Origin of the sequence: uncultured Azohydromonas sp. (assembly GCF_937926365.1) — a bacterium.
Classification (GTDB): domain Bacteria; phylum Pseudomonadota; class Gammaproteobacteria; order Burkholderiales; family Burkholderiaceae_C; genus Azohydromonas.
On the sequence record NZ_CALAOH010000008.1, the window covers coordinates 15,242 to 27,247 of the forward strand.

12 protein-coding genes are annotated in these 12,006 nt (G+C 69.5%); 7 read left to right on the top strand and 5 right to left on the bottom strand.

Translation table 11 applies throughout. The features are described from left to right. Positions 1-292: 292 nt before the first annotated feature. The 3 genes from glxR to gcl all read right to left on the bottom strand — a co-directional run bounded on the left by glxR (position 293) and on the right by gcl (position 3,941). On the bottom strand, positions 293-1,195 hold the full coding sequence (gene glxR, locus Q0741_RS00470) for a 2-hydroxy-3-oxopropionate reductase (protein WP_298231237.1): 903 nt from the start codon (positions 1,193-1,195) through the stop codon (positions 293-295). A gap of 31 nt (positions 1,196-1,226) precedes the next feature. Then, positions 1,227-2,006, bottom strand: a complete 780-nt coding sequence (hyi, locus tag Q0741_RS00475; RefSeq protein WP_298231238.1) for a hydroxypyruvate isomerase — start codon at positions 2,004-2,006, stop codon at positions 1,227-1,229. Between the two features lie 138 nt (positions 2,007-2,144). Beyond that, positions 2,145-3,941, bottom strand: coding sequence for a glyoxylate carboligase (gene gcl / locus Q0741_RS00480; RefSeq protein WP_298231239.1), 1,797 nt, complete (start codon positions 3,939-3,941; stop codon positions 2,145-2,147). A gap of 211 nt (positions 3,942-4,152) precedes the next feature. On the opposite strand from gcl, the gene Q0741_RS00485 reads away from it, so the two are divergent. Beyond that, entirely contained in the window at positions 4,153-5,061 is a 909-nt protein-coding gene (locus tag Q0741_RS00485) for a LysR family transcriptional regulator (protein ID WP_298231240.1), read from the top strand. 356 nt (positions 5,062-5,417) lie between these two features. Here Q0741_RS00485 and pyk read toward each other — a convergent pair whose 3' ends face one another. Both pyk and Q0741_RS00495 read right to left on the bottom strand, forming a co-directional pair. Beyond that, on the bottom strand, positions 5,418-6,836 hold the full coding sequence (gene pyk / locus Q0741_RS00490; RefSeq protein WP_298231241.1) for a pyruvate kinase: 1,419 nt from the start codon (positions 6,834-6,836) through the stop codon (positions 5,418-5,420). A 95-nt stretch (positions 6,837-6,931) separates the two neighbouring features. Continuing rightward, entirely contained in the window at positions 6,932-7,858 is a 927-nt protein-coding gene (locus tag Q0741_RS00495) for a LysR family transcriptional regulator (RefSeq protein ID WP_298231242.1), read from the bottom strand. A 174-nt stretch (positions 7,859-8,032) separates the two neighbouring features. Here Q0741_RS00495 and Q0741_RS00500 point away from each other — a divergent pair, with 174 nt between their 5' ends. From Q0741_RS00500 to Q0741_RS00525, 6 genes are read left to right on the top strand one after another with little or no spacing between them, the layout of a single operon-like run. Beyond that, the gene (locus Q0741_RS00500) at positions 8,033-9,400 is read left to right on the top strand and encodes an MFS transporter (protein ID WP_298231243.1); all 1,368 of its coding nucleotides are present in this window, start codon (positions 8,033-8,035) and stop codon (positions 9,398-9,400) included. 19 nt (positions 9,401-9,419) lie between these two features. Then, the gene (uraD, locus tag Q0741_RS00505) at positions 9,420-9,962 is read left to right on the top strand and encodes a 2-oxo-4-hydroxy-4-carboxy-5-ureidoimidazoline decarboxylase (protein ID WP_298231244.1); all 543 of its coding nucleotides are present in this window, start codon (positions 9,420-9,422) and stop codon (positions 9,960-9,962) included. Beyond that, positions 9,959-10,498 (top strand): hydroxyisourate hydrolase, encoded by a 540-nt coding sequence (locus Q0741_RS00510; protein ID WP_298231245.1) that lies wholly within the window; start codon positions 9,959-9,961, stop codon positions 10,496-10,498. Before uraD ends, Q0741_RS00510 begins: the two co-directional genes overlap by 4 nt. Before the next feature lie 34 nt (positions 10,499-10,532). Continuing rightward, positions 10,533-10,883 carry a hydroxyisourate hydrolase gene (gene uraH / locus Q0741_RS00515; protein ID WP_298231246.1) on the top strand — a complete coding sequence of 117 codons (351 nt, stop codon included), beginning with the start codon at positions 10,533-10,535 and terminating at the stop codon, positions 10,881-10,883. Positions 10,884-10,895: 12 nt separating this feature from the next. After that, positions 10,896-11,381 (top strand): nucleoside deaminase, encoded by a 486-nt coding sequence (locus tag Q0741_RS00520; RefSeq protein ID WP_298231247.1) that lies wholly within the window; start codon positions 10,896-10,898, stop codon positions 11,379-11,381. A gap of 46 nt (positions 11,382-11,427) precedes the next feature. After that, positions 11,428-11,991, top strand: a complete 564-nt coding sequence (locus Q0741_RS00525) for a hypothetical protein (RefSeq protein ID WP_298231248.1) — start codon at positions 11,428-11,430, stop codon at positions 11,989-11,991. The last annotated feature ends 15 nt before the right edge of the window (positions 11,992-12,006 follow it).

Below are 12,006 nucleotides of genomic sequence, written 5' to 3' on the forward strand. Positions count from 1 at the left end.
CGCGAAGGCGGGAATCCAGGCGGCCCCACGTCAGCACGAAGCCTGGGTGCTGCGAACGACGACACAAGCCCCGGCGTTCGACCCGATCTGCTGGCGGCGGCTCGGGGGCCGCCTGGACTCCCGCCTTCGCGGGAGTGACGAATCAGGGTGTGAAGCGGCTCGGCTCACGAGATGCCAATGCCTGGAAATTTCCCCGGACAGCACTGCGCCTGCGCGGGGATGACGAAGCAGTAGGCGAGCCGCCTCGGCTGACGACCTGCAATCAGCGTCTCAGGCCGTCAACGTGGCGCGCTCACTCCGCCTTCGCCACCTCGTGGTTCGCCATCAGCTCCAGCGCCCGCACCAGCGCCGAGTGGTCGAGGTTGCCCATGCCGTTGGCGGCGCAGGCCTGCATCAGCTGGGCGGCGTTGGCGGTCTGCGGCAACGACACGCCCAGGGTGCGCGCGCCCTGCAGCGCCAGGTTCAGGTCCTTCTGGTGCAGACCGATGCGGAAGCCGGGCTCGAAGGTGCGCTTGATCATGCGCTCGCCGTGCACCTCCAGGATGCGGCTGGAGGCGAAGCCGCCCATCAGCGCCTGGCGCACCTTGGCCGGATCGGCGCCGGCCTTGCTGGCGAAGATCAGCGCCTCGCCCACCGCGGCGATGTTCAGCGCCACGATGATCTGGTTGGCCACCTTGGTGGTCTGGCCGTCGCCGTTGTCGCCCACCAGCGTGATGTTCTTGCCCATCAGCTCGAACAGCGGCTTGACCCGGTCGAAGGCCTGCTGCGGGCCGCCGACCATGATGGTCAGGCTGGCCGCCTTGGCGCCCACCTCGCCGCCGGAGACCGGCGCGTCCAGGTAGTCCACGCCGATGTGGTTGATGCGCTTGGCGAACTCCTTGGTGCGGATGGGGCAGATGCTGCTCATGTCCACCACCACCTTGCCCGTGCTCAGGCCGGAGAGCACGCCGCGCTCGTCGAACAGCACGGCTTCCACGTCCGGCGTGTCGGGCACCATGATGAAGATGATGTCCGCGCGCTCCGCGACGCCGCGCGCGCTGGTGCACACGGTGGCCGAGCTGTCGGCGATGTCCTGCGGCACCTTGCCGACCGTGTGCACGAACAACTGGTGGCCGGCCTTGATCAGGTGGCCGCACATGGGCGCACCCATGATGCCCAGGCCGATGAAGCCGAGTTTCAGCGGGGAAGTGGTCATGTCGTTTCTCCTTGGTGGTTGTGGTTGAGGCTCAGCGGGCGAAGCGCTGCATCCAGCCCAGGCCGGCTTCGGTGGTGGTCAGCGGCTTGTACTCGCAGCCGATGTGGCCGGCGTAGCCCAGCCGGTCGATGTGCGCGAACAGGAATCCCCAGTTCAGCTCGCCGGTGCCGGGTTCGTTGCGGCCCGGGTTGTCGGCCAGCTGCAGGTGGCCGATGCGCGGCAGCAGCGCCTGGATCGTGGCGGCGACCTCGCCCTCCTCGCGCTGCGCGTGGTAGATGTCGTACTGCACGAAGGCGTTGGGCGCACCCACCTCGTCCAGGATCTCCACCGCCTGCGCGCTGCGCGTGAGGTAGAAGCCGGGAATGTCGAAGTGGTTGATCGGTTCGATCAGCAGCCGCAGCCCGGCCTTGTCCAGCGCCTGCGCGGCAAAGCGCAGGTTCTCGACGAAGGTACGGCGCAGCGTGGCGGCGTCCACGCCGGCGGGCGCCTTGCCTGCCAGGCAGTTGAGCTGCTTCACGCCCAGGGCCTGCGCGTACTCGATGGCACGGCCCACGCCGTCGCGGAACTCCTGCACCCGGTCCGGATGGCAGGCGATGCCGCGCTCGCCCGCGGCCCAGTCGCCCGCGGGCAGGTTGTGCAGCACCAGCTTCAGGCCGTTGGCGTCCAGGCGGGAGCGGATCTCCTGCGGCTTGAAGTCGTAGGGAAAGAGGAACTCCACGGCCGTGAAACCGGCGCGCGCGGCGCGCTCGAAGCGGTCCAGGAACGGGACCTCGGTGAACAGCATCGTGAGGTTGGCGGCGAATTGGGGCATGGCTTTTCCCGTGTCGTGGTCAGGAAACGGTGTTCGAAAGAGATCTCGTCATGCCCGCCTTCGCGGGAATGACGAAGTGGTGGGCCACCTTGGTCGCAAGTGGCAACCAAGTGGCGCCATGGGTCAGCTACACGCGGCTCAGTCCAGCAGCCCCGCCAGCTCCAGCCCCTGGGTGCCCTCGGGGTGGCGGCAGTCGATGGACTCGAACTCGTTGACGGCGTTGATCTCGACGCCCATGGCGATGTTGGTCACCCGCTCCAGGATGCACTCCACCACCACCGGCACGCGATGCTCCTGCGCCATGGCGTGCGCCTGCTTCAGCGTCTCGCCGATCTTCTCGGGGTCCGTCACGCGCAGCGCCTTGCAGCCCAGGCCCTCGACCACCGTCACGTGGTCCACGCCGTAGCCGCGCAGCTCGCCGGCCTCCTCGGGCATGTTCTGGTTCTCGAACGAGAGCTGCACGCAGTAGTCCATGTCGAAGCCGCGCTGCGACTGGCGGATCAGGCCCAGGTACGAGTTGTTGACCAGCACCTGCACGTAGGGCAGCCGGAACTGCGCGCCCACCGCCAGCTCCTCGATCAGGAACTGGAAGTCGTAGTCGCCCGACAGGCCCACGACGGTGCGCGTCGGGTCCGCGGCCACCACGCCCAGCGCGGCGGGGATGGTCCAGCCCAGCGGGCCGGCCTGGCCGCAGTTGATCCACTGGCGCGGCCCGTACACGTGCAGGAACTGCGCGCCCGCGATCTGCGACAGGCCGATGGTGGAGACGTAGATCGTGTCGCGCGGGAAGGCGGCGTTCATCTCCTCGTACACGCGCATCGGCTTGATCGGCGTCTGCTCGTAGTGGCTCTTGCGGTGCATCAGGCGCTTGCGCTCGGCGCAGCGGTAAGCCCAGTCATCGTAGGACTTGAGCGTGCCCGCGGCCTTGCGCTCCTTGGCGGCCTGCACGAACAGCTCCAGCGCGGCCTTGGCGTCCGAGACGATGCCGTAGTCGGGCATGAACACGCGGCCGATCTGCGTGGGCTCGATGTCCACGTGCACGAAGGTGCGGCCCTTGGTGTAGACGTCAACGGAGCCCGTGTGCCGGTTGGCCCAGCGGTTGCCGATGCCCAGCACGAAGTCGCTGGCAAGCATGGTGGCGTTGCCGTAGCGGTGGCTGGTCTGCAGGCCCACCATGCCGGCCATCAGCGGATGGTCGTCGGGGATCGAGCCCCAGCCCATGAGCGTCGGGATCACCGGCACGCCCAGCGTTTCGGCCAGCTCGACCAGCAGGTTGGAGGCATCGGCGTTGATGATGCCGCCGCCGGCGACGATGAGCGGCTTCTCGCTGGCCAGCAGCATGTCCAGCGCCTTGTCGATCTGCTTGCGCGACGCGGCGGGCTTGTACACGGGCAGCGGCTCGTAGGTGTCGATGTCGAACTCGATCTCGGCCATCTGCACGTCGAAGGGCAGGTCGATCAGCACCGGACCGGGCCGGCCCGAGCGCATGAGGTGGAAGGCCTGCTGGAACGCGCGCGGGACCTGCGCGGGCTCGCGCACCGTGACGGCCCACTTCGTCACCGGCTTGGCGATGGACTCGATGTCCACGGCCTGGAAGTCTTCCTTGTACAGCCGGGCGCGCGGCGCCTGGCCGGTGATGCACAGGATGGGGATGGAATCGGCGCCGGCCGAGTACAGCCCGGTGATCATGTCCGTGCCCGCAGGGCCGGAGGTGCCGATGCACACGCCGATGTTGCCGGCGCGGGCCCGGGTGTAGCCCTCGGCCATGTGCGAGGCGGCCTCGACGTGGCGCGCCAGCACGTGGCTGATGCCGCCGCGCTCGCGCAGCGCCGCGTACAGCGGGTTGATCGCCGCGCCCGGCACGCCGAAGGCCTGGCTCACGCCTTCTTTTTCCATCACCAGCACCGCGGCCATCGCCGCCTTCATCTTGGCCATGTCTTGCTCCTCTTGGTGGTCGTCAAAGCAACTGGGTGCGATGCTGAGCCCGATGCGCCCGGCGCGGAATCCAAGCCAGGGGATATGAGCTATTCCACCGGTGAATGAGCCGAGGAGCCGCGCCGCCTCGCCCGCCTCGGGAGGGCAAGTCAATGCAGTTGTGCGAATCGCGCATGGATGAATAGCCATTCGCGCGCGGAAAATTGCGCCCATGGATCGCATACAGAGCATTCAGCTGCTGATCCGCGTCGTGGAGACCGGCAGCTTCAGCAAGGCCAGCGCCGACATGGGGCTGACGCAACCCACCGCCACCAAGCACATCGCGGCGCTGGAGGCACGGCTGGGCGCGCGGCTGCTGCACCGCAGCACGCGCGGCGTCACGCCGACCGAAGTGGGGCTGCTCTACTACGACAAGTGCAAGCGCATCGCGCGCGAACTGGAGGAGGCGGACAACCTCGCGCTGCTGCTGCAAAGCCGCGTGGGCGGCCATTTGCGCATCAGCACCTCGGTGGCTTTCGGGCGCCGCGTGATGACGCCGCTGGTGCTGCGCTTCATGCGCGAGCACCCGGACATGTCGGTGGACCTGAGCTTCGACGACCGTTACGTCAACCTGGTCGAACAGGGCGTGGACGTGGCGCTGCGCATGGGCAGGCTCTCCGACTCGTCGCTGGGCGCGCGCTTCCTGGGCCTGAACCCCTGGCTGCTGGTGGCCTCGCCCGAATACCTGGAGGTGCATGGCGCGCCGCAGGAGGCGTCGCAGGTGGCGGCGCACCCTTGCCTGCTCTACAGCAGCGTGCAGGGCGATGAACGCTGGACCTTCACGCTGCCCGACGGGCGCGTGCAGACCATCCCGGTGAAGGGCCCCTTGCGGTCCAACAACCTGTCGGCCGTGCTGGCGGCCTGCCGCGAGGGCATGGGCCTGGCGGTGCTGCCGCACTACGTGGCCCGCGCGTCGCTGGCCGACGGCGCACTCGTGCCGATACTGCCGGAGCTGCAGCTGCCTTCCCAGGAGCTGCATGCGGTCTATCCCTCGCCGAAGCTGCTGCCGGGCAAGGTGCAGGTGTTCGTGAGCTGGTTGCAGTCGCAGCTTTCGGATCGGTGGTGGGAGCGGAGGTTTTAGCGGCTTGCCAATGGCTCGTGCGTGACACGGCCGGCCGAAGAAGATTCGTCGTCATGCCGACGAAATCCCGCTGTTGTCCGGGGAAATTTCCAGGCCGTGGCATCTCATGAGCCACGCCGCTTCGCACTCCGCTGCGTCACTCCCGCGCAGGCGGGAGTCCAGGCGGTCCCCAAGCCCGCCGCAAGCAGATCGGGCAGCACGACTGGGGTCGGGCCTTGATTCGCGGCGTCCAGGCTTCGCGCTGACGTGGGGCCGCCTGGATTCCCGCCTTCGCGGGAATGACGAAGCAGAGGGGCTGCCGCTCTTGCTTCGTCCGACAGGAATGCCGTGAATTTCCCGACCAGCAGAAAGCTGAATCAACCCACTTCCGCAATCCGCAGCAGGTTCGTGCTCCCCGGCGTGCCGAAGGGCACGCCCGCCGTGATGACGATGGTCTGGCCCGCGCTGGCAAAACCTTCTCGGCGCGCGATGTCACAGGCCTTGTCGCTCAGGCTCAGCACGTCGAAAGCCTGCTCGCACTGGACGGCGTGCACGCCCCAGGCCAGCGGCAGCCGCCGCGCGGTGGACTGCAGCGGCGTGATGCCGATGATCGGCGAGTGCGGACGCTCGCGCGCCATGCGCAGCGCCGACGAGCCCGTGCTGGTGTAGGCCACGATGGCCGCCACATCCAGCAGCGTCGCCACGCGGCGCGTGGCACAGCCGATGGCGTCCCCGGTCTCGGCCCGCGCCGGCGTGTGCGAGGCGTCCAGCGCCTCGCGGTGGTAGGGATCGGCTTCCGTGTTGCGGATGATGCGGTCCATCATCCGCACCGCCTCCACCGGGTAGCGCCCCGAGGCGGACTCGGCCGACAGCATCACGGCGTCGGCGCCGTCGTACACCGCCGTGGCGACGTCCGAGGCCTCGGCGCGCGTGGGCACGGGCGCGGCCACCATGGAGTCCAGCATCTGCGTCGCCACGATGACCGGAATGCCGGCTCGGCGGCAGGAGCGCACGATGCGCTTCTGGATCGCCGGCACCGCTTCCGCCGGCAGCTCCACGCCCAGGTCGCCGCGCGCCACCATGATGGCGTCGCAGCGCGCCACGATCTCGTCCAGGCAGGTGATGGCGGCGGGCTTCTCCAGCTTGGCCATGATGCCGGCACGATCGCCCACGATGGCGCGCGCCATGTCGATGTCCTCGGGCCTTTGCACGAAGGACAAGGCCACCCAGTCAACGCCGAGGCTCAAGCCGTAATCCAGGTCGGCCAGGTCCTTGGGCGTGAGGGCCGACAGCGGCAGCACCACGTCGGGCACGTTGACGCCCTTGCGGTCCGACACCGTGCCGCCCACGACGACCTCGGTATCGGCGTGGCTTTCGCTGCAGTCGAGCACGCGCAGGCGCACGCGCCCGTCGTCGATCAGCAGTTCCGCGCCAGGCTTGAGGGCGGCGAAGATCTCGGGGTGCGGCAGCGCCACGCGGGTGCGGTCGCCGGGCAGATCGCGCTGCAGGTCCAGGCAGAAGCGGTCGCCCACGGCCAGTTGAACCGGACCGTCAGGGAAGGTGCCCACGCGCAGCTTCGGACCCTGCAGGTCCAGCAGCACGCCGATGGGGCGGCCCACGTCGCGCTCGATGGCGCGGATGGCGTCGAGCCGGGCGCGGTGGTCGGCATGCGTGCCGTGGCTGAAGTTGAGCCGGAACACATCCACGCCGGCCTCGAACAGTGAGCGCAGGACTTCAGGGCTGCTGCTGGCGGGGCCGACGGTGGCAACGATCTTGGCTTGGCGGTGGCGTCGCATTCAAAGAGCTCCTCGATACACGCCGCCATGTTCCCGTCCCTGGCCGTCGCAAGGAAGACTCCGCGGCGGATATGAGCTATTCCGCCAGCGAATGCTCAGGCAGCCTTGCCCGCCATGGCGCGCGCCGCCGCCGAAAGGAGCCCGCGAAACCATCGGTGCGCCGCATCGTGCTGCGAGCGCTCATGCCACAGCTGGTAGAAGCGCATGGCCGGAAAGTCGAAGGGCGCCGGCACGATGGCCAGGGGCAGCAGCGCGGCGTAGTGCTCGGCGAAGTGCCGCGCGGTGGTGAACACCAGGTCCGTGCCCACCAGCAGGTGCGGCGCCAGCTCGAAGTACGGCACCACCACGCGCGCGTCGCGCTCCACGCGCAGGTGGGCCAGATGCGTCTCCACCAGCCCGCGCTGCGCCGCCGAGTACGGCAGCGGCACCACGTGCCGGGCCGCAAGGTACTGCTCGCGCGTGAGGCCGCTGGCCGCATGCGGATGCTGCCGGCCCAGCAGGCACACCACCTCGTCCTGCAGCAGCAGCGACAGGTGCAGCGAGGCCGGCGGCTGTGGCCAGTTGCCGATCACCACGTCCACGTCGCCCTGCGCCAGCGCGCGCTCACTGTCGAAGTCGCCGGTGAGCGGCAACACCACCAGGTGCGCGCGCGGCGCCTCGCGCGTGAAGCGCGCCACCGCCGCGGCCAGGAAGCCCGCGGCCATGAAGTTCGGCGAGGCTACGCGGAAGGTCTGCGTGGTGGCCGCGGGCTCGAAGTGCTCGGGCCCGGTCAGCATGGCGTCGATCTCGCCCAGCGCCCGGCGCGCGCGCTCCTGCAGCGCCAGCGCGCGCGCCGTGGGCGCCATGCCGCCCTTCTCGCGCACGAGCAACGGGTCGCCGAAGAGCTCGCGCAGCCGCTTGAGCGCGATGCTCACCGCAGGCTGCGACATGCCCAGCCGGATCGCTGCGCGCGAGACGTTGCGCTCGCTCACCAGCGTCACGAGCACGCGCAGCAGGTGGCTGTCCACGAGATCGCGTGTCATGGGCGAGGCAAGCCTTTATTCGAATCCGCAAATAACGCCTATAGCGGCGCCGGTGCGCCGAAAGCCTACTGCATTCCTAGACTGCGGCCGCAGCTTCCCATGGCCTGAAGCCAGACCCCAGAAGGCGTCCTGCGAGGCGCCTCACCCGCTGACCGCCACAGCACAGGAGACTCGATGAACACCACCACCGCGGGCGTGCCGATCGCGCCCACCGCACCCACCGCGCCGGCCGCAAGCGCCTCCGAGCTGGACGGCGCGTACCGCAAGATCATCTGGCGCCTGATCCCGTTCCTGATGGTGCTGTGGATCCTGGCCTGGATCGACCGCGTCAACATCGGCTTCGTCAAGCTCACCATGCTCGACGACCTGAAGTGGAGCGAGGCCGTGTACGGCCTGGGCGCGGGCATCTTCTTCCTGGGCTACTTCTTCTTCGAGGTGCCGAGCAACCTGCTGCTGCAGAAGATCGGCGCGAAGAAGACGCTCATGCGCATCACCATCGGCTGGGGCCTCACGAGCATCGCCATGATGTTCGTGACCACGCCGGGGATGTTCTATTTCCTGCGCTTCCTGCTGGGCGTGTTCGAGGCCGGCTTCTACCCCGGCGTCATCCTTTATCTGACCTACTGGTTCCCCAACGACCGCCGCGCCAAGGCCTTCGGCATGTTCATGTCGGCCTCGGCCCTGGCGGGCGTGATCGGCGGCCCGCTGGCCGGCACCATCATGTCCGACCTGGACGGCGTCAACGGCTGGCAGGGCTGGCAGTGGGTGTTCCTGCTGGAGGGCATCCCCTCGGTGCTGGCCGGGCTCGTGACCTGGTTCTACCTCACCGACAAGCCGGCCGATGCCAAGTGGCTCACCGAGCGTGAGCGCCGCATGGTGCAGGAAGACCTGGAGCGCGACCACCACGCCATGGGCCACCGCGAGCACAGCCTGCTGGCCTCGCTGCGCAGCGGCCGCATCTGGCTGCTGATCCTGGTGTACTTCTGCATCATCGCCGCCAACTCCTCGCTGACCTTCTTCGGCCCGACGCTGGTCAAGGAGGTGGGCTTCACCAGCCCGGCGGCCGTGGGCTGGATCATGGCGGTCTGCTACCTCTTCGGCGCCGTCGGCATGATCTTCAACGGCTTCCATTCCGACCGCCACCAGGAGTCGCGCTGGCACTGCGCGCTGGCCGCCGGCCTGGGTGCGGCCTCGCTGCTGGCCGTCGCCCTGCTGCACTCCAGCGCGATGCTGACGCTGGTGGCCCTGGGCCTGGCCATCGTGGGCACCATGAGCGCGATTCCCGTGTTCTGGCAGATGCCCAACCGCTTCCTGACGGGTGCGGCGGCGGCCGGCGGCGTGGCGCTGATCAACTCCATCGCCAACCTCGCGGGCTTCGGCGCGCCCTACATGCTGGGCCTGATCAAGACCTCCACCGGCTCGCTGACCTCCGGCCTGCTCGTGGTCGCTGCCGTCGAGGTCTGCGCCACGCTGCTGATCCTGCGCTGCATCCCGCGCTTCGCCAAGCCCGCCGGCGCCTCTTCCCGCACGCTTTCCCACTGACCCGACCCGCACCCACACCATGACCACGACCCTGACCCTGGACCACGTCAACCGCCTGGACCGTGCCGGCTTCGTCGCCGCGCTGGGCCGCAGTTTCGAGCACTCGCCGTGGGTGGCCGAAGCCGCCTGGGCCGCGCGCCCCTTCCCCAGCGTGGACGCGCTGCACGAGGCGCTGATGGCCGTGGTGCGCCGCGCCTCGCGCGCCGTGCAGATCGAGTTCCTGCGCGCCCACCCCGAGCTGGCCGGCAAGGAGGCGCAGGCCGGCACCATGACGAGCGAATCGGTGGCCGAGCAGGCCAGCGCCGGGCTCAATGCGCTCACCGGCGCGGAGCTGCGCGAGCTGCAGGCGCTCAATGCCGAGTACCGCCAGCGCCACGGCTTCCCCTTCATCATCGCGGCGCGCCGCCACGGCAAGGCGCAGATCCTGCAGACGCTGCGCCGCCGCACCGCCAATGCCGACACCGAGGCGGAACTGCAGGAGGCGCTGGCGCAGATCGCCGCCATCACGCGGCTGCGCGTTGAGGAAGTGATCACGCCGGACGCGATGGAGGTGCAACCGTGAACATCGATCTCTTCTCCGCCGAGGCCGCGCCCGCGCGGCGTCAGTTCCTGCTGCGCTCGGGCCTGGGCCTGGCCGGTACCGCACTGGCGGCCTCAGCCGCTGCCGAGGGACAGGCGCCCGCAACGCCCCCTGCCCCTGCGGGCCTGGCGACCGCGCCGCGCTCTCAGGCCGGCGTCTCGCCACGGCTGACCGTGCATGCCATCGACACCTACCACGGTGCCACGGCCGCGGGGCTGCGCATGGAGCTTTCGCGCTGGGACGAGGCACGCGGCGCCTGGCAACGCCTGCGCAGCGTCGAAGGCGTCAGCGGCGGGCGCACCGCCGAGCCGCTGCTGCTGGGCGAGGACTACCGCGCCGGCCGCTATGAGCTGCTGCTGCACCTGGGCGAGTACTTCCAGCGCCTGGAGGCGCCGCTGCCGCAGCCCTCCTTCCTGTCCGTGGTACCGGTGCGCATGAGCATCCGCGACGCCACGCAGCGCGTGCACCTGGCGATGCTGTTCTCGCCCTGGGGCTACTCGTTCTATCGCGGCAGCTGAAGCCGCGCCCACATGAACCCAACAGGAGACGGACATGGCTGGCATCTCGACCCATGTGCTTGACAACCATTTCGGCCGCCCGGGCGCGGGCATGCGCATCGATTTTTCAGCGTGGCGCGACGGCAAGTGGGAGCGGATCAAGAGCTTCGTCACCAACGCGGACGGCCGCACCGATGCGCCGGTGCTGCCGGCCGAGGCCGCCGCGGTGGGCCAGTACGAGCTGGCTTTCCACGTCGGCGCCTATTACGAAGGCAAGCCGCTGCCCGAGGCGCCGTTCGTGGACGCGGTGATACCGGTGCGCTTTGCCATCTTCGACCCCAAGCAGCACTACCACGTGCCGCTGCTGTGCACGCCTTGGGGTTGCTCCACCTACCGCGGCAGCTGAGGAGCCACGCCCATGGCGACGTTCGACGACGAAACCGGGATGCGGCGCGCGATCGCCGCCTCGCGCGAAGCCCTGGCGCGTGGCGACCGGCCCTACGGCGCGGTGCTGGTGTCCGCTCAGGGCAGGCTGCTGCACGAGGCCGGCAACCGGGAGATCAGCGGCAACGACTGCACCGCCCATGCGGAAACGGTGCTGGTGCGCGAGGCGCAGGCGAAACTGGGACTGGACGCGCTGCGCGGCAGCACCGTCTACGCCAGCGGCGAGCCCTGCGCCATGTGCGCCGGTGCCATGTTCTGGGCGGGAGTGCGGCGCGTCGTCTGGGCGGCTTCGCAACCGTTGATGGCGCAACTGATGGGCGGCGAGCTGCTGCCCGCGCGCTGCGAGCAGGTGCTGGCGGGCTCCACGCCACCGGTGCGGGTGGAGGGGCCGTTGCTGGAAGACGAGGCCGCCGCAGTGCTGCGCCTGGCGGTTGGCACGCAGGGCGACGCGGCACGCTGACGGGCGCCCCGAAGGCGGTGCGCGCCGGCACCGTATGCTTCGGGGCATGGTCGTCAACTTCAAAGCACCTACGGTCCGCAAGGCACGGGCCGCCTGTACGAACCGATCCCAGGCTCAACGATGGGCGCTGCGGGGCACGCTGCTCGCGCTGGCGCTGGTGGCGGGCTGTGCCAGCCGCCCCGCGCCGCTGATGCGTATCGAGACGCTGGAGGACGTGGGCTGGCGCATCGCCGAGCGCCCGTGCGAGACGCCGGACCGTGTCGAGCGCAAGCCGCAACCCAATGTCCACGACCCCAAGGTCACCGACGAAGTGATCGAGACGCACTGCACGGGATGGGTCGCCACGGTCTACGTCGCCAACGCCACGCAGCCGCCGAAGCTGCTGCCGGTGGGCGTGCAGCTGACGTCGAAGCACCCGCTGCTGCCCGAAGGGCTGCAGGTGGGCACGCCGGCGACGAAGGTGCTGGCGCAACTGGGTACGCCCACGGCGCGCGACCCGGCGGCGCTGGCCTACCGGATGGGCGTGGATCGCCCGGACGGCGACATGCTGCGCTTCATCGTGAGCCGCGACAAGGTCACGGCGATCGAGTGGGCCTGGTACATCGACTGAATTGGATGACGCGAG

Bases quoted from the DNA above. Each gene is read 5' to 3' on its own strand.
- glxR (WP_298231237.1), bottom strand. From the start codon at position 1,195: ATGACCACTTCCCCGCTGAAACTCGGCTTCATCGGCCTGGGCATCATG.
- hyi (WP_298231238.1), bottom strand. From the start codon at position 2,006: ATGCCCCAATTCGCCGCCAACCTCACGATGCTGTTCACCGAGGTCCCG.
- gcl (WP_298231239.1), bottom strand. From the start codon at position 3,941: ATGGCCAAGATGAAGGCGGCGATGGCCGCGGTGCTGGTGATGGAAAAA.
- Q0741_RS00485 (WP_298231240.1), top strand. From the start codon at position 4,153: ATGGATCGCATACAGAGCATTCAGCTGCTGATCCGCGTCGTGGAGACC.
- pyk (WP_298231241.1), bottom strand. From the start codon at position 6,836: ATGCGACGCCACCGCCAAGCCAAGATCGTTGCCACCGTCGGCCCCGCC.
- Q0741_RS00495 (WP_298231242.1), bottom strand. From the start codon at position 7,858: ATGACACGCGATCTCGTGGACAGCCACCTGCTGCGCGTGCTCGTGACG.
- Q0741_RS00500 (WP_298231243.1), top strand. From the start codon at position 8,033: ATGAACACCACCACCGCGGGCGTGCCGATCGCGCCCACCGCACCCACC.
- uraD (WP_298231244.1), top strand. From the start codon at position 9,420: ATGACCACGACCCTGACCCTGGACCACGTCAACCGCCTGGACCGTGCC.
- uraH (WP_298231246.1), top strand. From the start codon at position 10,533: ATGGCTGGCATCTCGACCCATGTGCTTGACAACCATTTCGGCCGCCCG.
- Q0741_RS00520 (WP_298231247.1), top strand. From the start codon at position 10,896: ATGGCGACGTTCGACGACGAAACCGGGATGCGGCGCGCGATCGCCGCC.
- Q0741_RS00525 (WP_298231248.1), top strand. From the start codon at position 11,428: ATGGTCGTCAACTTCAAAGCACCTACGGTCCGCAAGGCACGGGCCGCC.